Genomic DNA, 21,468 nt, shown 5'->3' on the forward strand with positions numbered 1-21,468 from the left:
TGCGATACTCCTGAACACCTAAACCATTTAAAAACAATTTCTTATATTCCAATAGCAAAAAATATCACTTCCAAATACATGCTTTTCTAGACTTTTTTTAACGATCACTTCAACCCCCAATCAATTTCATATGGAGTTAATTATCAAAAATTTATCAAAGACTTATCCTAATGGAGTAAAGGCTTTGAATGACATTTCTCTCACTATACCACAAGGGATGTTTGGACTACTTGGTCCCAACGGAGCAGGTAAATCCACCTTGATGAGAACTATTGCCACCCTTCAGGATGCCGACAATGGAAGTATCCTATTGGATGACATAAATGTATTGAAAGACAAACAATCTGTTCGTGAGCGTTTAGGCTATCTACCTCAGGATTTTGGATTGTATCCTAGAATCAATGCAGAGGTTATGTTGGACCATATAGCCCAAATGAAAGGAATAGGAAATAAATCCGACCGTAAGGTATTGGTCGAGAATCTCCTTCAAAAAGTAAACCTCTATGCCGATAGAAAGAAAGGATTAGGCACCTATTCAGGAGGAATGAGGCAGCGTTTTGGTATTGCACAGGCCCTTGTTGGAAATCCATCTTTAATCATTGTAGATGAGCCGACTGCTGGCTTAGATCCTTCCGAACGAAACAGATTCTACAATTTGCTTTCCGAAATCGGGGAAAACACCATTGTAATCCTTTCTACCCATATCGTAGAAGACGTGAATACCCTTTGTTCTAATATGGCTATCATCTGTAAAGGAGAGGTATTAATGCAAGGGAAACCCAAAGATGGAATCACCTCTATTCAGGGAAGGATCTATCAGAAAGCCATAGATAAATCGGAGTTAGACACCTATAGAAACGAATACAACCTTATTTCCACCAAATTAATTGAAGGAAGATTAAGTTTAAGAATTGAAAGTGAAACAGACCCTGGAAACGGATTTGAACCAACTCCTGCTGATCTTGAAGATGTCTATTTCAGTCACATTTCAAAAAAGTAGACCCTATCACTATTTAAGAAATTGACATGTTTTTAGACATTTTCATTTTTGAACTGAGATACCGGTTTAGTCGGCCGGCAACTTATATCTACTTTGGACTATTGCTTATTGTGGCGATGCTATTAATTGGCTTCGGAAACACCCCTGCTTCCGAAAAAGTATATCACAACGCTCCTATTGTAATTGCCAACCTTCAATTATTGATTTCTCTGTTTGGAATCTTGTTGGCTTCTGCGGTAATGGGTGTTCCCCTTTATAGAGATTTAGAGCATAAAACAGGTACATTCCTTTTTAGTTACCCTATTTCCAAATTCAGCTATTTTATGGGAAGGTTTTGGGGCTCTTTTGTCACCTTGCTTTTCATTTCTTTAGGAAGCCTTATTGGTATTTACCTAGGAAGTATTTTGGGCCCTACCTTTGGAACCGATGCACTTCGATATGGACCAAACCCGCTTTGGAACTACCTTCAACCTTGGCTGACTTTGACCTTGCCAAATCTATGGTTTGCTTCCACATTATTCTTTGCATTGATTGTTTTTACCAGAAACATCAAATCCATTTACTCGGGAGGAATCGTAGTATTCATCGCCTATCTATTGGCAAATTTTCTAGCCAGCGATATAGAAAACAAAGACTTAGTACAGCTTTTAGATCCGTTTGGATTAAACACCTTTGATTACCAAACTCGGTATTTAACACCCTTTGAGCAAAACAATTTCATCCTTCCCCTTAGTGGAAACTTGCTTTTAAATAGGATAATTTGGTCTGGGATTGGATTGGCATTTTTCCTAGCTTCCTATTTCAAATTTAGCTTCTCGTATTTCTTCAGTACGATTCAGAAAAAGAGCAAAAAGAAGCTGAAAAGAGCGAAACACCTGTATTGAAAAAAGTACTGGCAAAAGCAGATTTCACAGGAAACTATCAATGGAATAGCTTTATAACACTTACCAAAATAGAAGTACAAAACATCCTTAAGGATGTCTATTTCCGTTCCATTTTATTGGGCGGTTCTGTATTTTTGATTTTGGATTTTTGGATTGGCAATACACTCTATAGCGTACCCAACTTCCCTTCCACTTCCTTTTTGATGGAGTACAAAACCTTTGATTATAATATTTTTGTCTTCATCATCATCGTGTTTTTCACTGGAGAAACACTGCATCGAGACAAGTCTTCGGGTTACTCTGTCATCAATGATACTTTTCCTGTAAAAGATGGGGCGGTAATTGCATCCAAATTCTCTGGGATGGCTTTTATCTGCCTTTTATTGACGACTTTGCCCATCGTAGTTGGGATCATTATCCAAACTTTAAAAGGATATTTCAACTATGATTTAGGCGTCTACCTAGTAGATAGTTACCTCATTTCCTTACCAGATTACCTTCAAATGGTCATGTTGGTATTTGCTGTCCATTTGTTAGTCAATAACAAATTCGCAGGCCATGCTGCTGCCATTGGAATTTGGGTCTTGATTATAGTTTTAAGGAATTTCGCCAATTACGATTTCAACATGTTCTTCTTCTCCTATAAACCGGGATATAGATGGAGTGACATGAATGGGTTGGGGCACTTTGGAGAACCGCTATTCTGGTTCAACTTATATTGGACGGCATTCGGAATATTTCTAATCCTTTTTTCAGCATTTTCTATAGCAGGGGAACTGATAGCTCCACAAAAAGTAGGATTACCACCGCAAAAAATAAATTGGGTAAAAAGACTGCTTTGACTTCTTATGGTTTTTTGTTTATAGCCCTTCTTTCCGGTACCTACATATACCAATCGACGGTATATGAGAATGGCTACCAAACTTCCGACGAAGGCGAAAAAAGACAAGTGGCCTATGAAAAACAGCTCAAGCAATATGAGTTTATGGCCCAACCTAAAATCATTAAGGTCAATCTAAAAGCGGATCTTTATCCGCTAGAAAGAGACGCTTATTTTGAGGCTGAAGTAAGCATGGTAAATAAGACTGATGAGCCTATAGATTCGGTTCATTTCAATAGTGCCTCATTAACCGACTTTGAAATTCTTTACAATGGTCAGGAATTGCCCTATCGTTTTCCTCTCCATTACGAGCCGAGAAAGTTTCAAATCTTTGGTAAAAAAGCTGAGAAGGAATGGTATCGAATTACTGCCTTACCTCAAACACTGATGCCGGGGACACCTTGGACCTGGTGATCAAGAGTAAGGTCATCAATGATAAATTTCCTAACTCAGGTTTTGGAAGAGAGTTAGTTCATAATGGTTCTTTTATTGCTGGAGGAATGCCGGAAATTGGTTATTCATCAAGTATTGAGTTGAGTAGTGATGAAAAAAGAAGAGAATATGAATTGCCAGAAAAGCCAGATGATCTACCTCCACATGATGATCCCTATGGAAAAAAGACTTTGTTATTTCAAGACGATGCGGATTTCATCGATTTTGAGGCAACTGTCAGTACTATTCCGAGCCAAATTGCTGTGGCACCAGGGTATTTGCAAAGGGAATGGATTGAGGGAGACCGACGCTATTTCCATTATATACAGGATAGTCCAATTCAGGCATTCTTTTCAGTTTTGTCAGCAGAATATGAAGTCTTAAGAGACAAGACCAGTTTACCGAATGGACAGAGTATAGATATTGAAATTTATTACCAAAAAGGCCATGAATACAATCTGGATCGATTTGTACAATCCTATAAAGATGGATTGACTTATTTCTCTGAAACGTATGGACCATTTCAATTCAGGCAAATGAGGATTTTGGAATTCCCTCGCTATGCAGGTTTTGCCCAATCTTTTCCAAACACAGTTCCTTTTGCAGAAAGCTTTGGTTGGGTAGCAGATTTCTCCGATCCAAACAGCTTTGATTATGTCTATTATGTTACTGCTCACGAATTGGCTCACCAATGGTGGGGGCATCAAATCACACCAAACTATACAAGAGGAGCCAATTTAACTTCTGAAGCTTTGGCGGAATTTTCAGCTTTGATTCTTTCTGAACGAAAATATGGGAAGGAAAACATGAAAAGATTCCTCAAAGATGAATTAGATGATTACCTACGGGGTAGATCGAACGAAAGCAAAAAAGAAAATGTATTCATTAACTGTAATAGGCCCTACCAATGGTATAACAAAGGAAGTTTGATCTTATATGGACTTCGGGATTTGATTGGCGAAGAAGCGATAGATAGTGCGCTATATAATTTTAATGCCGAATTTGGTTTAAAAACTATCCCTCCATTCCCTGGAAGTTCAGATCTGTATAGGCATTTGGAAGCGTATACTCCTGATAGTTTGCGATATTATTTGGATGATACTTGGAACAAAATCACGTTGTACGACAACAAAACGGTGGAAGTCACAGCCACAAAAATTGCTGATGATGAATATGATGTAACTATCAAAATCCATTCTCAGAAACTTTATGCTGATTCAGCCGGTGAAGAATCTGATGCCTCTTATGAAGGTGATTATATAGATATTGGCATATTCGCTGCGGAAGACCAAGACGAAAATGGAAAGGATCGTGTAAATCCCCTCTATGTCCAGAAATATAAAATAAAACCTGGTGAAACCACTCTTACAATTAGGGTGAAAGGAGAACCCGTCAAAGCTGGAATTGATCCCTACAATAAATTGATAGATCGAATTCCTGATGACAATACGATTTTAGTTGAAATTCTCTAACATAAAAAAGAGGCTGTCTTATAAATACGTCTTGTCACATTGAGCGAAGTAGAAATGTAGTTTAATTCGCTGCATTTAGCCTTCGACTCCGCTCAGGCTGACAAAACGATGAACTTTTGAGACAGCCTCTTTCCTTTTTAGATAAGTTTTACTTTCTTTTTCTAAGTAGTGCAACTAGTATTAATACGAAAACTGCTGCTCCTACTACCCAAACCCAGGTTTGTTGGTACCATTCTGGCTCTCCGATATTGACATCAATGTCCAGCCCTCCATCCTGTGCAAAAGATGTAAGACTTGTAGTCATTGCCATTATCAATAAAAAAGATTTTGCGTGTATTTGATCAATTGATTTTTCATGGTTGAAATGGTTTTAGTGAATTATTTAAATCGAATATTATAGGTAACAGCCACACCTATACTTTGAATATCAATGGATGGGTCTGCTCTAAAAACTTGATTGTAATACCCGAAAATATTCCAATCATAATTGTGATACCCTAACTGTGGTCTGATATAGGCTCCTCCGTCAGCAGAATTAACACTAGTCAAAAACGTGTACCCCACGTCAGTTCCTACAAAGAATCCTTCGGGTTGAGGGTAATACCGAAACATGATCCCTAGTGGAATAGCACCAAAGCCATCATTCAGGCCATCATAATTTTCAGCACTGGATTTTTCAAAATACTTGGTATAACCTGTGGCAATACCCAATCCAAAATTGTCTGTTCTCATAAACTGAGCAGCTACATCAAGGCCCAATGCAAAGGAAGAGTAATTTCCAACGTCTCCGACTGGAGCACCTAAATTGACACCTAATTTCAACCAGGAATTATCCTCATTGATTTCATCAAGTTCCCTTACTTGTTGAGCTTGAACTGTAAGACCTGCAATCAGCAGTGTAATGGATAAAATAAGCTTTTTCATAGTTGGTTAGTTTTGAACTATGAAAGCCAAAGCGAGTGCCTTACTTTATTAGGGACTTAGGAATCAATAAGCTAAAATATTTAATTATCTGTAAATCAATTATTTAAATATATTATTTTTATAATATTTACCTATTTTAACCAACTTTTTTCAGGCTATTATTGAAAAGCAACGACCCTATTTCGGGGAATTTAGTCCCCTTTGATTGAATTTAATTTAACTTTCTCCAAGACTTTGGAGTTTGATTCGTGAGGCTTTTGAAGGTTTTATTAAAATGAGATAATGTTTGAAAACCTACCTGAAAAGAGATCTGTGAAATCCCCAGGTCGGTTTCAATCAAAAGTTTTTTGGCCTCGGTGATTCGTAGTTGTTGGAGGTATTGGGTAAATGTCTTCCTTGTTCTTAGTTTGAAAAATCTGCAAAATGCTTCTTTACTCATAAATGCTTGCTCTGCCACCTCATCCAAAGAAATAGGCCTGGAACTATTTTCTAGAATAAATCGCATTACCTGATCCATTCTTTTCCCATCTCGCTCGGATAGTGACTTCAAAAAAGGAATCATGTTTAATGCCTTCAAATCCTTGGATTCAAAATTCAACAGAGCTAACATATGAAGTGCCCGCTGTAGTTTTTCTAATCCTGATAAAGAGGGGAAGCCGTCAAACAGTCTCATTATTTCTTCTTTAGTCTTCCCTTTTATTTTGAAACAGCCATTAATTCGCTCATTTAATTGAATCAGTTCTTTAAACTCATCTACCTCCTCCAATGATTTTCCAAAAGCTTGAAAATCTAAAAATATAGTATTTCCTGCAGTAGATAACTTACTATCATCTTCAAAATACTCCGCATCACTTCTAAAAACATGGGGAATACTTTCGCCTAATAGGAATACATCACCTGCTTCAAAACGCCCAACATAGTCTCCAACTAATAACTGACCTCGACCTTCTAAAATCACGGTCAACTGGCATTGTGGATGCTGGTGAAGGTTATTATAAAAATACTTTCCTCTATCTTCTTGGTACTGTACAAAGGTCTTTCCAGACTTAGGGATTTGGAAAGAAATTACTTTACTCATAAGCTATAATGGTATTCAATTGCCGCAATTTTAACAATTTTTTCATTATAACATCAATATAGAATCATTTTTTACTAATTCAGTGAGCGAAAAACATTCCTGCATCCCCTAATTTTGAAATAAAAAAACGATATGAACTGGAAAGGCGTATTCCCTGCGGTAACTACTAAATTCCATGCGGACGGAAGTCTAGATATGGATTTGTTTTTCAAAAACATTGATTTCCAATTGGAATCAGGAGTACATGGAATTATCCTTGGAGGGACTCTTGGAGAAAGCTCTGTATTGAGCCAAGAAGAAAAAATCACCTTGACCAAAGAAACGGTTGATTATGTTGCAGGTAAAGTTCCTGTCATTCTAAACATCGCTGAAGGTGCTACCAAAGATGCATTATTCTGGGCTGCGAAGGCAAAAGAATTAGGTGCTTCAGGATTGATGATGTTGCCTCCAATGAGATATGCTGCTGATGCCAGAGAAGTAGTCACTTATTTAAAAACTGTAGCAAATAGTACAGACCTACCGATTATGATCTATAATAATCCAGTGGATTATAAAACATTAGTGACGATTGACATGTTTGCTGAGTTAGCAGACTGTTCTAATATTCAAGCGATCAAGGAATCTACTCGTGACATTTCCAATGTTACCAGAATGATCAACAGATTTGGTGACCGTTTCCAATTATTATGTGGTGTAGATACACTTGCGATGGAAGAATTGTTAATGGGAGCTGTAGGATGGGTTGCTGGATTAGTTTGTGCTTTCCCAAAAGAGACCGTAACTATTTTCAATTTAGTCAATGAAGGAAAAATCGAAGAAGCTCGGAAGATTTATCGCTGGTTCCTTCCATTGCTAGAACTTGACATCCATCCAAAATTAGTTCAGTACATCAAATTAGCTGAATATCATTGTGGAATCGGGTCTGAACATGTTCGTGCACCGAGATTGACGCTTATTGGAGAAGAAAGAGAACGAATTGAAAAAATTATCAAAGACGGAATTGCCAATAGGCCTAGTCTTTAATCATTAAGTTGTAATCACCAAAATAAAAAGTCAGGGCTTAGGAACAAAAATTGTAACTTAAGCTCTGGCTTTTAGCTTAATGAATTTTCTTATCTGATAACCTTTTCAATTTTAAATTTCTATGAATCTCGATACAATATTTTCCGCAGCTCAAGAAGCATTTCTATCCTATAAAAATTTACCTGCCGGAAAGAAAGCTGATTTCTTGGAAAAAATCGCTGAAATACTGGAGGAGAACAGAAGTGCTATAGTTCTGATGGCTGTAAGAGAATCTAATCTTCCTGAAGGAAGAATAAATGGAGAGCTTGGAAGGACTACTGGCCAAATAAAACTTTTTGCATCTCTAGTTAGAGAAGGAAGCTGGTTGGAAGCGACTATAGATCCTGCCGATCCTAATCGAACTCCATTACCTAAAGCAGATATTCGAAGAATGTTGACTCCATTAGGCCCTGTAGTGGTATTTGGAGCCAGTAACTTTCCTCTGGCATTTTCTACTGCAGGGGGTGATACCATCTCTGCATTAGCAGCGGGTTGCCCTGTGGTATACAAAGGACACCCAGCACACCCTGACACCTCAAAATTTGTAGGAGAATGTATTTCTCAGGCAGTTAAAAAATCAGGCTTACCAGCTGGAGTGTTTACCCACGTAGAAGGTGGTGTAAAAATGGGACAGGACTTGGTCAAACATCCTTTGGCGAAAGCAGTAGGTTTTACTGGTTCTTATGGGGCAGGAAAATCCCTTTTCAATATTGCTAACGATCGAAAAGAACCAATTCCTGTCTATGCGGAAATGGGTTCGGTTAATCCAGTTTTTGCCTTTCCTGAGCGATTGGAAAACGAATTGGTACCGATGGCTCAAAGCTACGTAAGTTCACTTACTTTAGGAGCCGGTCAATTCTGTACCAATCCAGGATTAATTTTTGTTCCAAGGGCATTGGCATCCAGATTTGAAAATGCAGTCTCTGAAGCCTTGCAAACTGCGGCAGCTGGACCGATGTTACACGAAGGAATTGCTTCCTCCTACTATACGGCCATTGAAAATCTTCAAGCCCGTCCAGAATTAAAATGGGTAAAAGTTCCAGATGCAAAGCACCTTATCAATGTCAGTCCTGCATTGGCAGAGATTAAAGCTTCTGACTGGATTGCAGATGATCTCTTCCAAGCAGAAGTATTTGGTTCCTTTGCATTGATGGTAGTCTATGAAGATGAAAGTGAATTGATTGAGGTAGCCAAAAACTTCACGGACAATTAACCATCACCCTTTGGGCGGACAAATCTGAATTGAAAGCTCAATCTGAACTGATCAACCTTCTAGAAGAAAAATGTGGAAGATTGTTGTTTACGGGTGTTCCCACTGGGGTAGAAGTTGGATATGCGATGCAACATGGCGGGCCTTTCCCTTCTACCACTGATTCAAGAAGCACATCAGTTGGGGCGCATGCCATCAAGCGTTTTGCTAGACCTATTGCATTCCAAGACATGCCTTCTGAATTGCTCCCGGATGCCCTGAAAGATGAAAATCCTTTAGGTATTATGAGACAAGTGAACGGGAAATTCACCTCAGATAAAATTTAATATCCAAGACCTTAGAGGGCTTTTGAAATGGATAAGTTCAGTTTATCGTACCCAAACGTCCTTCAAGGTATAATTGCGCACTAATTCATGTCAACAAGACACACTTTCTCGTGCATTGATGCACATACTTGTGGGAACCCTGTTCGGGTAGTATCAGGAGGTGTCCCATTCCTAAAAGGGGATAACATGTTGGAAAAACGACAGTTTTTCCTTGATAACTATGACTGGATTAGAACAGGATTGATGTTTGAACCCCGAGGTCATGATATGATGTCGGGTTCCATGCTTTTCCCTCCTCACAATCCTGAAAATGATGTAGCCGTTTTGTTTATCGAAACGAGTGGTTGTTTAGCCATGTGTGGCCATGGTACCATCGGGACAGTCACCATCGCCATAGAGGAAGGATTGATATATCCTAAAACACCTGGACAATTAAGACTTGAAACTCCTGCCGGATTGGTATTGGTAGAATACAAGCAGGAAGGTAAAAAGTAAAGTCTGTCAAGCTCACAAATGTTAAAAGTTTCCTCGCCTCTGAAGGTTTGGAAATAGATTCAGATGAATTAGGAATATTGACGGTGGACGTTGCGTATGGCGGAAACTTCTATTGCATCGTGGATCCTCAGGAAAACTTTCCGGGACTAGAGCATTTCAAAGCTGAGCAGTTAATATCAATGGCCCGCTCGCTTCGGAAAAAATGAATGAAAAATACGACTTCGTTCACCCTGAACACCCTCAAATCCGAGGATTATCTCATATCCTGTGGACAGGTAAAACTTTAGATCCTACTAGCACAGCCAGAAATGCTGTATTCTATGGAGATAAAGCTATCGATAGATCACCATGTGGAACAGGGACCTCTGCAAGATTGGCACAATGGTATGCCAAAGGACTACTGAAACCTGGAGAGGACTTTATTCATGAAAGCTTTATCGGATCCAAGTTTATAGGAAGAATAGAAGAAGAAACTGAAATTAATGGTAAACCAGCGATCATCCCAAGCATTGAAGGTTGGGCCAAAGTGTATGGGTACAACACCATCCTTTTGGACGATGATGATCCTTATGTACATGGATTCCAAGTAATATAAATTGTACCAAGTACCAATTACTTGAAGCTAAATTATGAAACCAACTATCATCATTGGAGGCGGAATTACAGGATTATTTACCGCTTATTTCCTTCAAAAAGAGGGGATAGAAGTTCAGATTATTGATCAAACTGACCTGCAGGCCAATTGTTCTACTGGTAATGCAGGGATGATTGTACCAAGTCATATTATCCCATTGGCCGCTCCTGGCATGATCAGCAAAGGCATTTCTTGGATGTTTTCTTCCAAAAGCCCTTTCTATATTCAGCCAAGATTGGATGCAAAACTATTAAAATGGGGACTGCTTTTCTACAAAGCAGCTAACCCTGCCCATGTGGAGCGAAGCATCCCTTATTTGAAAAATCTAAGTTTGCTAAGCAAAGCACTTTATCTTGATTTTAAAGAAGAGCACCCCGAATCTGCTATTGCCTTGCAAGAGAAAGGGCTGATGATGATCTATCAAACCAAAGCTGTGGAAACAGAAGAGGTTGAATTTGCCCACTTGGCTCGCAAACATGGCTTGGAAGCCGAAATACTAAGCCCAGAAGATATTCAGAAAATAGAACCAAATCTGGAAGTAAATGCCAGGGGAGCTGTTTTATTCCCTGGAGATGCCCACTTGGACCCTGGAAAGTTATATAGTTTCTTAAAAAGCTATTTGGAAGAGAAAGGCGTTTCATTCCTTTCCAATACACAAGTTCATGGATTTGAAAAATCACATGGAAAAGCACAAGCAGTATTAACTGACAAAGGAAAAATCGATGCCGAGAAGGTCATTCTTTGTGGAGGATCCTGGTCAGGGGAATTGGCTAAAATGCTAGGTTTCACTCTTCCAATGATGGGAGGAAAAGGATACTCCTTTATCCAAGAAAACAAACCTGAGATCAAACAAGCTGCTATTTTAACTGAAATGAAGGTTGCAGTAAGTCCCTATGGAGAGCAAATCCGATTCGGAGGCACCATGGAAATAACAGGTACCAATCAAAAAATAAACCTCAATCGAGTGAAGGGGATTTATGAATCGATCAATCGCTATTACCCTGATTTCGAAGCAAAATTCCCGAAAACGGATCAAATTTGGAAAGGCTTGAGACCTTGCTCTCCAGATGGATTACCTTACATTGGTTTTGCCCCAGGATATTCCAATGTGCTGGTAAACTCTGGTCATTCCATGATGGGAGTGAGCTTGGCTCCCGCCTCTGGAAAAGTCACTGCAGAGCTTCATCAACAAAAAGATGCCAGCCTGGAAATCAAAGGGTTTGAAGTAGGCAGGTTTAATTGATTCTACTACCGATTTCTTTAAACTAAAAAAGGCTTCCCAGTGATCTGGGAAGCCTTTTTTAAATTCTATTATATTAAAACTTAGGTAGTATATACAGAATTAAACATGACATAATCGGTGGTCAAATCACTACCCCATCCTATGCCTTCTTCCTCTCCTGAATTAAGCTCCAATAACACTTGAATTTGACTTTCTCTTAGTAGTTTTTTCATATAAGCTTTGTCAAATTCCAAAGGATTCCCTTTATCCAAAACCTGAACAAGATGATTCTGATCCCCAATAAATAGATTGACTTTTTTATAATTGAAGGGAACACCGGCATTGCCACATGCTGCCACAATTCTTCCCCAGTTAGGATCTCGACCAAACATGGCTGTTTTTACTAAGGTAGAATCTGAAATTGCCCGGATTAAGGTCCTCGCAATTTGTTCTGTTTTGGCTTTGGTAACCTTGTATTCGATGAACTTGGAAGCCCCTTCTCCATCAGACACGATCAGTTTTGCCAAGTGAGTTAAAATCTCCAATAACTTATTTTGAAATAACTCATAGCCTGGATCTTCCTTATTAGTAACTTTTCTGTTGCCAGCCAAACCATTGGCCATCACAGCTACCATATCATTGGTAGAAGTATCCCCATCTACGGTAATCATATTGAAAGAACGGTCTACGCAGTAGCTTACTGCTTCCTGAAGTAGGTGTTCATCGATATTAAAGTCAGTTACAATAAATGCCAGCATGGTCGCCATATTGGGATGAATCATACCAGACCCCTTGGCTACACCTCCCATATTGATGGATTCGCCTTCATGCTTGAATTCCACAAATCCTTCTTTGGCAAAGGTATCCGTAGTCAAAATGGCATTTGCAACAAATGAACCTGCTTTCAGTTCATCGCTCAGTTTGGGAAGGTTTACTTTCAGTCCTTCTACCACATCCTCTGTAGGAAACTCTACCCCGATAATCCCAGTAGAGGCGACAATCACATCATCTTCTGGTATCCCCAAAATTTCAGCAGTAGTCTTTACCATTGCTTCGGCTCCTTCTCGCCCTTGGTCACCAGTACAGGCATTTGCATTCCCCGCATTACAGATTATCACTTGAGCTTTATTATTTTTCAAATGCTTTTCAGTGATTTTGATTGGTTCGGCCCGCACTTTGTTTTGGGTTAATGTCCCTGCTGCTGCGGCGGGAACCTCAGAATATATAATTGCCAAGTCACGCTTCATTGACTTAACGCCGGTATGTGCTCCCCAACATTTAATACCTCTTACATTCGTTATATTCTTGATCATTATTTTTCCTGTTAAGGTTTAAGTGGTAGTTGATTTAGTCCAGTATCCTCGGGTAAATCAAACATTAGATTCATATTATGAACAGCTTGACTAGCCGCTCCTTTAAGTAAATTATCAATAGCCGATAAGACGATCACACGGGATGTTCTTGTATCCCAAACAGGGAAAACATCACAAAAATGACTTCCTCTGACATCTTTGATTCCCGGAGCCTGATTCCTAAGTCTGACAAACGGTTTATCCTGATAAAATTCATGATAAATTTCCGTCAGCTTTTCTTGGTTCATATCTCCTTTGACTTTGGCATAAGATGTGGCCAAAATCCCTCTGTCTACAGGTAATAAATGAGGTGTAAACTGTACTGTGGTAGCAGAACCCGCTAAACCACCTAATTGTTCTTCGATCTCAATGGTATGTCTATGCCCTGCAATCCCATAGGCTTTAAAGTTTTCATTCACATTGGAAAAATGTGTCGTGGCATTCGCTTTGATCCCTGCACCAGTTAAACCTGATTTTGCATCAATGACAACCGAATCAGCCTCTATCACCCCAAGTGCATATAGAGGTGCCAAACTCAAAATGGACGCGGTTGGGTAGCAACCTGGATTTGCAACTAAATCAGCATCACCAATTTGCTTGGAAAATAATTCTGGTAGACCATAAACACTGGTCTTAAATCCATCCGGAAAAGTATGTTTCTTACCATACCATTCTTCATAAACCTCTTTGGAAGAGAGCCTAAAGTCACCTGACAAGTCAATGATTTTTGACCCTTTATCCTTCCATCTGGCTACAAAGTCCATAGAAACCCCGTGAGGTAAGGCAAGAAAAATGACATCCACATCCACTTTTTCCACCTGATCTGCACTCTCCAACGGAATATCCAACCTAGAAAAAAATTGAGGATGTAAATCAGAAAATGGTTTTCCTACATGAGATTCAGAAGTAATCATTGATATGGTTACTTCTGGATGGCTAATTAGCAATCGAGCCAATTCTGAACCCGTAAATCCAGAAGCTCCAACGATAGCAACTTTTAATTTTTCAGGATTCATATTAGGCGTTTGTTGTAGTTTCAATCAATATTTCATCCATTTTGTCCAAGAAAATCTGAAGCTCTTCCTGATGAATATTCAGAGCTGGGACTAATCTTAGGATATCTCCTGCGGTAGCATTTGCAACAATTCCTTCTTCCAGCAATCTTTTAACTAAAGGTGCTCCAGGAGATTTTACCTTAACACCAATCATCAAACCGAGACCTCTTACAAATTCCATTTCCTCATGCTTGGCAATCAGTTCTTCGAGTTTCTCCCTTAACCAGGCGCCAGTTTCAAAGGCTTTTTTACACAATTGCTCTTCAGCTATAGTATCAATGGTGGCAATAGCAGAAGCTGCTGCCAAAGGATTTCCACCAAAAGTGGTCCCGTGGTCTCCAAACTGGATCGCATCTGCAACTTTTTCATTGCAAAGCACTGCCCCGATAGGCATTCCTCCACCCAGTCCCTTTGCCAAGGTCATAATATCAGGCTGCACTCCATAATGGTCTTTAGCAAACCATTTCCCAGTTCGCCCTATTCCACATTGGATTTCGTCAAAAATTAAAAGTACTCCTTGTTCGTCACAAAGCTTCCGAAGTCCTTCAAGGTACGACTTGTCAGCCGGAATTACCCCTCCTTCTCCTTGTACTGGCTCTAAGATCACAGCTGCAGTATCTTGATCGATCGCAGAAGCTACAGCTTCTAAATCGTTAAATGGAACCTGAGCAAAACCTGTCGGTATAGGTCCAAATCCTTCTTGATATTTCTTCTGACCGGTAGCAATGGTAGCCAAAGTCCTACCATGGAAAGAGTTTTCCATAGAAATCACTTTCCCCCTTTACCATGTTTATGGGCATATCTTCTCGCAATTTTAATGGCTCCCTCTACCGATTCAGCTCCACTATTGGTTAGAAAAACCCGATCTAAGCCAGAAATTTTAACCAATAATTCACTAAGTGCTACCTGCTGTGGGCTCACGAAGAAATTGGAAATATGCATCAATTCCGCAGCTTGTTTTTGGATCACGGATACTACTTTGGGATGGCAATGACCTACATTATTAACTGCAATTCCCGCCAATAAATCAACATATTCCTTTCCATCTGCATCCCAAAGCCGGCTTCCTTTTCCTTTGATAAAGGCAATAGGAAACCGGTTAAAGGTCGGTAAATAATTCTCCCTGTCCTGAGTATATAAATCTTGGTTATTCATCATTTATTTGAGTGTCAGTGTAGTTCCAATTTGTTTTCCTTTGATCGCATAATCTGCGATTTGTTGAGGTTTCGTTCCATTAAGAATAATGGACTTCTTCACTCCTTCTTTCAATGCCAAAACACAGGACTGAATCTTCGGGATCATACCGCCTTGAATAGCTTTCCCCATGTATTCATTTACTTGAGATTCGTTAAGTTCATGAATGATTGAGTCAGGGTCTGGATAGTTTAAAAATAACCCATCTACATCCGTCAGTACGATAAATTGATCTGCTTTCACAGCTGCAGCCAATTTTCCTGCAAAAGTATCCGCATTGATATTATAGCTTAGACCATCCGGACCATCAGCGATACATGCTACTACTGGTACATAATCTGCATCACATAAAGTTTCCAGTAAACCCTCATCAATCTCTGTGATCTCACCTACTAAGCCTAAATCCACCAATTGCCCATTGGCGGACGTATGTTGCAATTTCTTGGCCTGAACCATTCCAGCATCTTTTCCAGATAGGCCAATAGCTTTTAAGTTGTTTTTATTGAGAGTAGAAATAAGATCGGCATTGACTTCGCCAATCAATGCTTTTTGGATTTCTGCAAAAGCATTTTTCTCCGTTACTCTCAAACCATCCACAAACTGGGTGGTAATTGCTGCTTTCTCTAGCGCTTTATTGATAAATGGACCACCTCCATGAACCATGATGACTTCAAAACCTGCTTGCTGAAGTTTAAAAATTTGCGTCGCAATCTCTTCTTGCAAGTCTGAATTGACCATCGCATTCCCACCATACTTGATGAGAATTCTTTGCTTAGACATTTTTACTTTTTTTATAATAAATTGATCTTTTTCTAAAATGAATTTTCCGTTTGAATCCTCATTCCTAAAATCGATCAGAATTGAATTTCTACTGTTTAATAATGAATACTTGATTTTTATGCTATTTTAAAGATTGAGCATAGGCTTTTTGGAACAACCATCATACCGAAAATAGCCAATTGTATAAATCAATGGTTCCATAGAAAAAATTAAAGTACATTATTAGAATAATTCAATTACATATTATTATTTCATGAACAATGGTGACAAGCTGTCAGTAAAAACTTAAAAAACTTACTTAAAACGCCCATTTTTTCAAACCGAAATTCCCCAGATTGGGGAAATAATTGGACATAGGTTTTTGAAAAAAAATCTACTTAATAAACGCCCTGATACCGATTGTTAATAATATAGAGCAGTTTCTATAAATCTGGTTTTAAATGAACGTAATAATTATAATTTAATCTATTCAACTAGAAATAGCTTAATCATGATGGATACTGTGTTAAAAAATGCTGGAAAATTATTCGTTCGCTTGAGCGCTGGAGCTATGATGCTTACCCATGGTATTCCTAAAATCAGCAGATTATTCGGAGAAGGTCCTGTAAGATTTCATGACCCGTTTGGGCTAGGACCAGAAATATCCTTGGCATTGGCAATCATTGCAGAAGTTATTTGTACTGCTTTGATCATGGTTGGATTTAAAACAAGGCTTGCTACTATTCCCCTGATCCTAACAATGCTCACTGCTGCATTCTATGCGCATGCCGATGATCCTTTTGGTACCAAAGAAAAACCGCTATTATTTATTGTCGTATTTATAGCCATTGCTATCATGGGGCCTGGAAAATATTCTGTTGACGGACTTAAAAAGAAAAAAGAAGCCTTTTTTAAGTGGTAAAAAAGGCTCTTTACTCTTTTAATATTTCATTAAACCAAAAAAGAAAGGGTAAACCTTCGTAATTAAAAAATTATTTTTCGCAAATTTCCTTGAGTTTTGATAAAGCCTTGGGCCAAATCCCCTCAAAATAGGAGGCAAACTCCTCATTGGAATCAAGTTCGACCTTCAATAAGGTCTGTTTCCCTTGATTGACAAAAATGTAATTTTCATGAGCTCCTGCCCATTCTTTCACTTCAGGAGAATCTAAGTCTTCCTCGCCATTTTTGAATACTCCAAGATGCAAAATGCTCACAAATTCATTGGGAATTATTTTATCAATTTTGCTGACCATTCCACCTTTCTGACCTTGTTCATCTTCCCCAACAAACAATATTTTACTCCCTTCTATCCAAGATCCTTCAAATGTTGAGGTTGGAGAAAAAACAGCAGTCCACTCTTCATAGGTAGGCTTTTCAAGCATCACCTTAAAAACATGCGAAGGATCCGCATTTATGACAATTTCAAATTTAAGTTTTTCCATCTCTTTAAAGGTTTTCAGTATAGCTTTTGTAATTATGCAATATGGCCTGCCATCCATCCTTTTGCATCTCTTTGGAGTTTTCTTCCTCTGCTTCAAAAGTCTGAAGAATCAACACCTTCCCATCTTTTTCTTCAAATGTGATTCTGACAGTACGTGTATCATCTAGGATATAACTAATCAGCTGATGCTTGACCACCTCTTGATAAACTCCTCCAAAATCAAATCCAAAGCTACCGTCTTTTGCCTCCATTCTGAATTTAAAATTACCTCCTGCTTGTAAATCATTTTCTGATGTTGGACAATGCCAATCTGGAGAAGCAAAATACCAATTCACAATGTGTTTTGGATTAACCCAAGTATCCCAGGCTTTTTCTATCGGGGAATTGACCAAAACTTGTACAGTGATTTTAGTTTTTTCTGATGTTGTCATATTCTAATTATTTAAATAGGCTTAACCTGATTTCTTATTCAAAAGTACATTGTTGGAAATCCAAAAACCATGTACAATTTAGACAAACTAGAGGCTATTTACGACAAGACTATGTATTTTTAGTTCATGAAAACAATTTACATTCTAGCATTAGAGCATGCTGTGACTCAGGTGATTCCGGCCACTCAATATTGTTTTAGCACCGTAAATCTTATGGCTCTTCAGTCAGGTAGACCTGCTCCATTTCAAGTGAAGCTTATTGGACTGAAAGAGACGATTGAACCTTCCGGGCCCAATTTTTTAATAAAACCCGATCTTTTGATCAAAGATGCCAAAAAAGCTGACCTCATCATCATCCCCCTTTATTTGGAGATCTAAATTTGGCGATTTCAACTAACCGTGCCTTCATCCCATGGCTTCAAGACCAATATCATCAAGGGGTAGAAATTGCCTCCTTATGTTTAGGAACATTCTTTTTGGGAGCAACTGGACTATTAGATGGCAAAAAATGCTCTACTCATTGGGGTTTTATAGATCAATTCCGTGACATGTATCCTGAAATTGATGTACAGGATGGGAGTATTGTCACTGAAGAGAATGGCCTTTATTCCAGTGGTGGCGCCAACTCATATTGGAATCTTCTTTTACACCTTGTGGAAAAATATACTGACCGAGAAACTGCTATTGTTTTAGCGAAGTATTTTGCCATTGACATAGATAGAAACAGTCAATCTGCCTTCACCATTTTTTCTGGTCAAAAACGACATCAAGATGAGGCAGTAAAAAAGGCTCAGGAGCTAATAGAAGAAATGATAGAAGATAAAATATCTGTTGAAGCCCTAGCCGAAAAAGTAGCGGTAGGAAGAAGGAGCTTTGAACGAAGATTTAAAAGAGTGACCAACAATTCTGTTTTAGAATACATCCAACGAGTCAAAGTGGAAGCTGCCAAAAGAAGCTTTGAATCCACCATGAAGAATATTTCCGAAGTCATGTTTGATGTAGGCTATTCTGACACTAAAGCCTTTAGAACCACTTTCAAAAAGATTACAGGATTGACTCCAAATGAGTATAGGAATAAATACAATAAACTCTCCCAAAATTAGGAGAGTCTGTCAATCTATTTTTTCACCAAAGTCATGGATCCACTTACCTCCACCACTTCGGCAATTTTCTTAAATACGATCGTGGGGATTTCCACTTTATAATCCTCGAGTTTTACGGGAAACTTAAAATCAAATTTTAGTTGGCCTCCTGAACTCTGGATCGTCCCAGGAATAGTCACCGCCTTTGTAACTCCGTGTATAGTCATACTTCCTTCTGCAGTAGCTGGATAATTCCCAGAATTCCCAGCAGCTATCTTTTCTTTAATTCTTCCTTTGAACACCGCAGTAGGATACTTCTCACTTTCCAGGTAGTTTTCATTAAAATGTTCCTGCATCAATTTGTTTTGGAATTCAAATTCTGTTATTCTGATTTGAACAGCCAGCTCTTGGTTATCTGCATTATAAATTGCTGCACTTGACTTATTGATTGCTTCTATGGTTTCAAGTGGAGCATCGGAATAAAACGACACCTCTCCTTTGGTTGTGGAATAGAGCGTTTGGGCAGCAGCCATTACACTACTAAAACACAACAGTAAAACGAGTTTAAATTTTATCAGTTTCATATTATCCTTGGCTATCTTTTTTTATCAAAGCTGAATGTTCTTGAAATATTAAACCCATAGAAAATATCCGCATTTTCCCAGGTTCCGGTATTCAAGGCAATGAAATGTCTTTCTATCATTCCTCGAGCATTGGTGAAATGCAATTGAAACACATGGCCACCAGTATCTATATCAAAACCCATAGACAAGGAATTATGATATGGATAAACCTGGCCCGTAGCTAGCTGATATGCATCCCTATCAACAAAATTGAAATAGTATTCTAAGGAGAATGTCAACCGATTACTGATCTTATATCTACCTCCTGCACCAAGTGAAAACAAGTTATTTTCAAACAAGGAATTTTCTACCTTATTGATATGAATGAAGGTTGGCATGAACTGAAATGAAAATTTTTCATTGAACTTTCTAGCAATCAAAGCCTGTGTGGTATAGGTTAGCCTTTCTGTATTGTTATAAAATCTCATTTCACTACCAGAGTTCATGGTATAGCCTGTAGCCATGGTGTTCAATGCCAAACTTCCAAAAGCAGACAAGGTGAAAGGAAATACTGTGGATTGTCGAAGTAACTTGTACTTGGTATAGAAATCATACGTCTTTTCTTCAGAACTCCTTCCGACTCCAATCAACCATTTATCAGTCAATCCATATTCCAATCCAAGGCGGATGCGGGCTTCATCCAATCCAAAGAAATTGGAAAGAAATCCAGAGTTTACCGATCCAAACCGGTGAGAAATCCAGAAATTAAGATGGTTTTTGGAAAGTGTTTCTACGGTCTGCCCATTGATGAGACGGGAAGCCTTGAAAGTAGCTTGCGTATACACCGTTTCTTTTCCCACCTCTTCATTTAGCATATTCAACAAATCATCTTGAGAAAACACGAGCTGAGAAAAAAACCTAGGAATAGCGTTAGGATGGTTTTTTAAATAATGTAGTTGGCATTTGAATTCAGTTAATTAAGCAAAAACCCGAAGTTGAGTACCTGTAAATTCTGTATTGTAGGCTTTTATCCCCTATCTTCCATGGGAATTGAGTCCCACTCCATTTAGGTCATATTTTGCTCCATGTTCTGTACAATAAAATTCTGATCCTTGGTAAATCACTTTCGATTTATTTTCGTGTGAGCAGATCTGGGTAACTGCAGCAAATTGATCAGACGAAACCCTAGCCACTACTACTTTATTGATAATTAGATAATTACCTACCGTGTTTAGACTGGAATTTGCCGCCTCTGACAAATCCAATGTAAAATCAACACCTACTCCACCGGAAGGATCTCCTGCTTCATTAATACAGGATGTTAAGGTGGAAGCACCACAATAAATCGCTAATAAGGATGCTCCTTTAAAACCAAGAGACTTCAGAAATTCATTCCTTGAAATTCTATCATTCATAATAAAAAGAGTAAAGTTTATAGGAAACAATTTCAGTAAATCCCCATTAGACAATTCTTATCAAAAGATTAAGATTGTCTTAAAAATTAAGTACGAAGTGTGTTTGTTATCTGGATTATTTTCAATTGATTATCTTATGATTAGTAAAGCCATAATCCTTGATGGAATTCAAGTTTTTAACCCAGAAGCAACCAGATGAAACGTATCACCTTACTCTTATTCCTTTTAAGCAATATCTTACTAGCGCAGGTTCCCGAAGGAAAGCAAGTGATCAGCTCTTTATACATTTACGATCTTCAGTCAGGAGAATCCACTTTAATTTTAAAAGAGGAAAGACACTTCGAAGCCCCAAATTGGTCTCCTGATGGAACATTTCTCTTAATAAACAGTGCGGGAAAATTGGAGAAAATAGCCTTAGATGGAAAAATTTAGGGGCTTTATATACCGGAGAAATCCAAAAAGCCAATAACGATCATGGGTATACCTTTGATGGGGAAACCCTATTTATTTCCAGTGGAAAACCTAATGTACAGGGAGGTTCATATATCTACCAAGTA

24 protein-coding genes and 2 pseudogenes are annotated in these 21,468 nt (G+C 38.5%); 14 read left to right on the forward strand and 12 right to left on the reverse strand.

Annotation, left to right across the window (positions count from 1 at the left end; genetic code table 11):
• Positions 1-130: 130 nt before the first annotated feature.
• From V8V91_RS12625 to V8V91_RS12645, 5 genes are read left to right on the forward strand one after another with little or no spacing between them, the layout of a single operon-like run.
• The gene (locus tag V8V91_RS12625) at positions 131-1,000 is read left to right on the forward strand and encodes an ABC transporter ATP-binding protein (RefSeq protein ID WP_373400385.1); all 870 of its coding nucleotides are present in this window, start codon (positions 131-133) and stop codon (positions 998-1,000) included.
• Between the two features lie 26 nt (positions 1,001-1,026).
• The gene (locus tag V8V91_RS12630) at positions 1,027-1,884 is read left to right on the forward strand and encodes an ABC transporter permease (protein ID WP_373400387.1); all 858 of its coding nucleotides are present in this window, start codon (positions 1,027-1,029) and stop codon (positions 1,882-1,884) included.
• Positions 1,881-2,726 carry a hypothetical protein gene (locus tag V8V91_RS12635; RefSeq protein WP_373400388.1) on the forward strand — a complete coding sequence of 282 codons (846 nt, stop codon included), beginning with the start codon at positions 1,881-1,883 and terminating at the stop codon, positions 2,724-2,726. Before V8V91_RS12630 ends, V8V91_RS12635 begins: the two co-directional genes overlap by 4 nt.
• Complete coding sequence (locus V8V91_RS12640) at positions 2,705-3,178, forward strand: hypothetical protein (RefSeq protein WP_373400390.1); 474 nt, start codon at positions 2,705-2,707, stop codon at positions 3,176-3,178. The genes V8V91_RS12635 and V8V91_RS12640 overlap by 22 nt, the downstream gene beginning before the upstream one ends.
• Entirely contained in the window at positions 3,118-4,668 is a 1,551-nt protein-coding gene (locus V8V91_RS12645) for a M1 family aminopeptidase (protein ID WP_373400391.1), read from the forward strand. Before V8V91_RS12640 ends, V8V91_RS12645 begins: the two co-directional genes overlap by 61 nt.
• Positions 4,669-4,816: 148 nt before the next feature.
• On the opposite strand, the gene V8V91_RS12650 is transcribed toward V8V91_RS12645, so the two are convergent.
• From V8V91_RS12650 to V8V91_RS12660, 3 genes are all read right to left on the reverse strand, one after another.
• The gene (locus tag V8V91_RS12650; RefSeq protein ID WP_373400392.1) at positions 4,817-4,978 is read right to left on the reverse strand and encodes a hypothetical protein; all 162 of its coding nucleotides are present in this window, start codon (positions 4,976-4,978) and stop codon (positions 4,817-4,819) included.
• Between the two features lie 68 nt (positions 4,979-5,046).
• Positions 5,047-5,592 (reverse strand): hypothetical protein, encoded by a 546-nt coding sequence (locus V8V91_RS12655; RefSeq protein WP_373400393.1) that lies wholly within the window; start codon positions 5,590-5,592, stop codon positions 5,047-5,049.
• Positions 5,593-5,803: 211 nt separating this feature from the next.
• Positions 5,804-6,670, reverse strand: a complete 867-nt coding sequence (locus tag V8V91_RS12660; RefSeq protein ID WP_373400394.1) for an AraC family transcriptional regulator — start codon at positions 6,668-6,670, stop codon at positions 5,804-5,806.
• A 132-nt stretch (positions 6,671-6,802) separates the two neighbouring features.
• Between V8V91_RS12660 and V8V91_RS12665 the strand changes: the two genes are divergently transcribed.
• The 5 genes and pseudogenes from V8V91_RS12665 (at position 6,803) to V8V91_RS12685 (ending at position 11,640) form a co-directional block, all read left to right on the forward strand.
• Positions 6,803-7,693, forward strand: coding sequence for a dihydrodipicolinate synthase family protein (locus V8V91_RS12665; RefSeq protein WP_373400395.1), 891 nt, complete (start codon positions 6,803-6,805; stop codon positions 7,691-7,693).
• A gap of 121 nt (positions 7,694-7,814) precedes the next feature.
• A complete protein-coding gene (locus V8V91_RS12670) occupies positions 7,815-8,945 on the forward strand; it encodes an aldehyde dehydrogenase (NADP(+)) (protein WP_373400396.1) in 1,131 nt (376 codons plus the stop codon).
• Positions 8,946-8,974: 29 nt separating this feature from the next.
• A complete protein-coding gene (locus V8V91_RS12675) occupies positions 8,975-9,268 on the forward strand; it encodes an aldehyde dehydrogenase (NADP(+)) (RefSeq protein ID WP_373400397.1) in 294 nt (97 codons plus the stop codon).
• A gap of 87 nt (positions 9,269-9,355) precedes the next feature.
• A pseudogene (locus V8V91_RS12680) lies at positions 9,356-10,358 on the forward strand (4-hydroxyproline epimerase).
• A gap of 34 nt (positions 10,359-10,392) precedes the next feature.
• A complete protein-coding gene (locus V8V91_RS12685; protein WP_373400399.1) occupies positions 10,393-11,640 on the forward strand; it encodes an NAD(P)/FAD-dependent oxidoreductase in 1,248 nt (415 codons plus the stop codon).
• Positions 11,641-11,720: 80 nt separating this feature from the next.
• On the opposite strand, the gene argJ is transcribed toward V8V91_RS12685, so the two are convergent.
• The 4 genes and pseudogenes from argJ to argB all read right to left on the reverse strand — a co-directional run bounded on the left by argJ (position 11,721) and on the right by argB (position 16,000).
• Positions 11,721-12,932, reverse strand: a complete 1,212-nt coding sequence (gene argJ / locus V8V91_RS12690) for a bifunctional glutamate N-acetyltransferase/amino-acid acetyltransferase ArgJ (RefSeq protein WP_373400400.1) — start codon at positions 12,930-12,932, stop codon at positions 11,721-11,723.
• An 11-nt stretch (positions 12,933-12,943) separates the two neighbouring features.
• Positions 12,944-13,987, reverse strand: coding sequence for an N-acetyl-gamma-glutamyl-phosphate reductase (gene argC / locus V8V91_RS12695; protein ID WP_373400401.1), 1,044 nt, complete (start codon positions 13,985-13,987; stop codon positions 12,944-12,946).
• A 1-nt stretch (position 13,988) separates the two neighbouring features.
• Positions 13,989-15,184 (reverse strand): annotated as a pseudogene (locus V8V91_RS12700) (aspartate aminotransferase family protein).
• Positions 15,185-16,000, reverse strand: coding sequence for an acetylglutamate kinase (argB, locus tag V8V91_RS12705; protein ID WP_373400402.1), 816 nt, complete (start codon positions 15,998-16,000; stop codon positions 15,185-15,187).
• Positions 16,001-16,490: 490 nt separating this feature from the next.
• Here argB and V8V91_RS12710 point away from each other — a divergent pair, with 490 nt between their 5' ends.
• A complete protein-coding gene (locus V8V91_RS12710; protein WP_373400403.1) occupies positions 16,491-16,901 on the forward strand; it encodes a DoxX family protein in 411 nt (136 codons plus the stop codon).
• A 70-nt stretch (positions 16,902-16,971) separates the two neighbouring features.
• Here the strand turns inward: V8V91_RS12710 and V8V91_RS12715 are convergent, their stop codons facing one another.
• Both V8V91_RS12715 and V8V91_RS12720 read right to left on the reverse strand, forming a co-directional pair.
• Entirely contained in the window at positions 16,972-17,421 is a 450-nt protein-coding gene (locus V8V91_RS12715) for an SRPBCC domain-containing protein (protein ID WP_373400404.1), read from the reverse strand.
• A 4-nt stretch (positions 17,422-17,425) separates the two neighbouring features.
• Positions 17,426-17,851, reverse strand: a complete 426-nt coding sequence (locus tag V8V91_RS12720) for an SRPBCC family protein (protein ID WP_373400405.1) — start codon at positions 17,849-17,851, stop codon at positions 17,426-17,428.
• 126 nt (positions 17,852-17,977) lie between these two features.
• On the opposite strand from V8V91_RS12720, the gene V8V91_RS12725 reads away from it, so the two are divergent.
• Together V8V91_RS12725 and V8V91_RS12730 are read left to right on the forward strand one after the other, a co-directional pair.
• Complete coding sequence (locus V8V91_RS12725; RefSeq protein WP_373400406.1) at positions 17,978-18,229, forward strand: hypothetical protein; 252 nt, start codon at positions 17,978-17,980, stop codon at positions 18,227-18,229.
• 2 nt (positions 18,230-18,231) lie between these two features.
• On the forward strand, positions 18,232-18,954 hold the full coding sequence (locus V8V91_RS12730) for a GlxA family transcriptional regulator (protein ID WP_373400407.1): 723 nt from the start codon (positions 18,232-18,234) through the stop codon (positions 18,952-18,954).
• A 14-nt stretch (positions 18,955-18,968) separates the two neighbouring features.
• Here V8V91_RS12730 and V8V91_RS12735 read toward each other — a convergent pair whose 3' ends face one another.
• The 3 genes from V8V91_RS12735 to V8V91_RS12745 all read right to left on the reverse strand — a co-directional run bounded on the left by V8V91_RS12735 (position 18,969) and on the right by V8V91_RS12745 (position 20,911).
• Positions 18,969-19,517, reverse strand: coding sequence for a YceI family protein (locus tag V8V91_RS12735; RefSeq protein WP_373400408.1), 549 nt, complete (start codon positions 19,515-19,517; stop codon positions 18,969-18,971).
• Between the two features lie 11 nt (positions 19,518-19,528).
• Positions 19,529-20,398 (reverse strand): DUF5777 family beta-barrel protein, encoded by an 870-nt coding sequence (locus V8V91_RS12740; protein WP_373400409.1) that lies wholly within the window; start codon positions 20,396-20,398, stop codon positions 19,529-19,531.
• 132 nt (positions 20,399-20,530) lie between these two features.
• Complete coding sequence (locus V8V91_RS12745) at positions 20,531-20,911, reverse strand: Rieske 2Fe-2S domain-containing protein (protein WP_373400410.1); 381 nt, start codon at positions 20,909-20,911, stop codon at positions 20,531-20,533.
• Positions 20,912-21,106: 195 nt separating this feature from the next.
• Here V8V91_RS12745 and V8V91_RS12750 point away from each other — a divergent pair, with 195 nt between their 5' ends.
• Entirely contained in the window at positions 21,107-21,343 is a 237-nt protein-coding gene (locus V8V91_RS12750; protein WP_373400412.1) for a hypothetical protein, read from the forward strand.
• Positions 21,344-21,468 lie beyond the last annotated feature (125 nt).

The organism is Algoriphagus halophilus, from assembly GCF_041729275.1.
In the GTDB taxonomy this organism is placed as follows: Bacteria; Bacteroidota; Bacteroidia; order Cytophagales; family Cyclobacteriaceae; genus Algoriphagus; species Algoriphagus halophilus_A.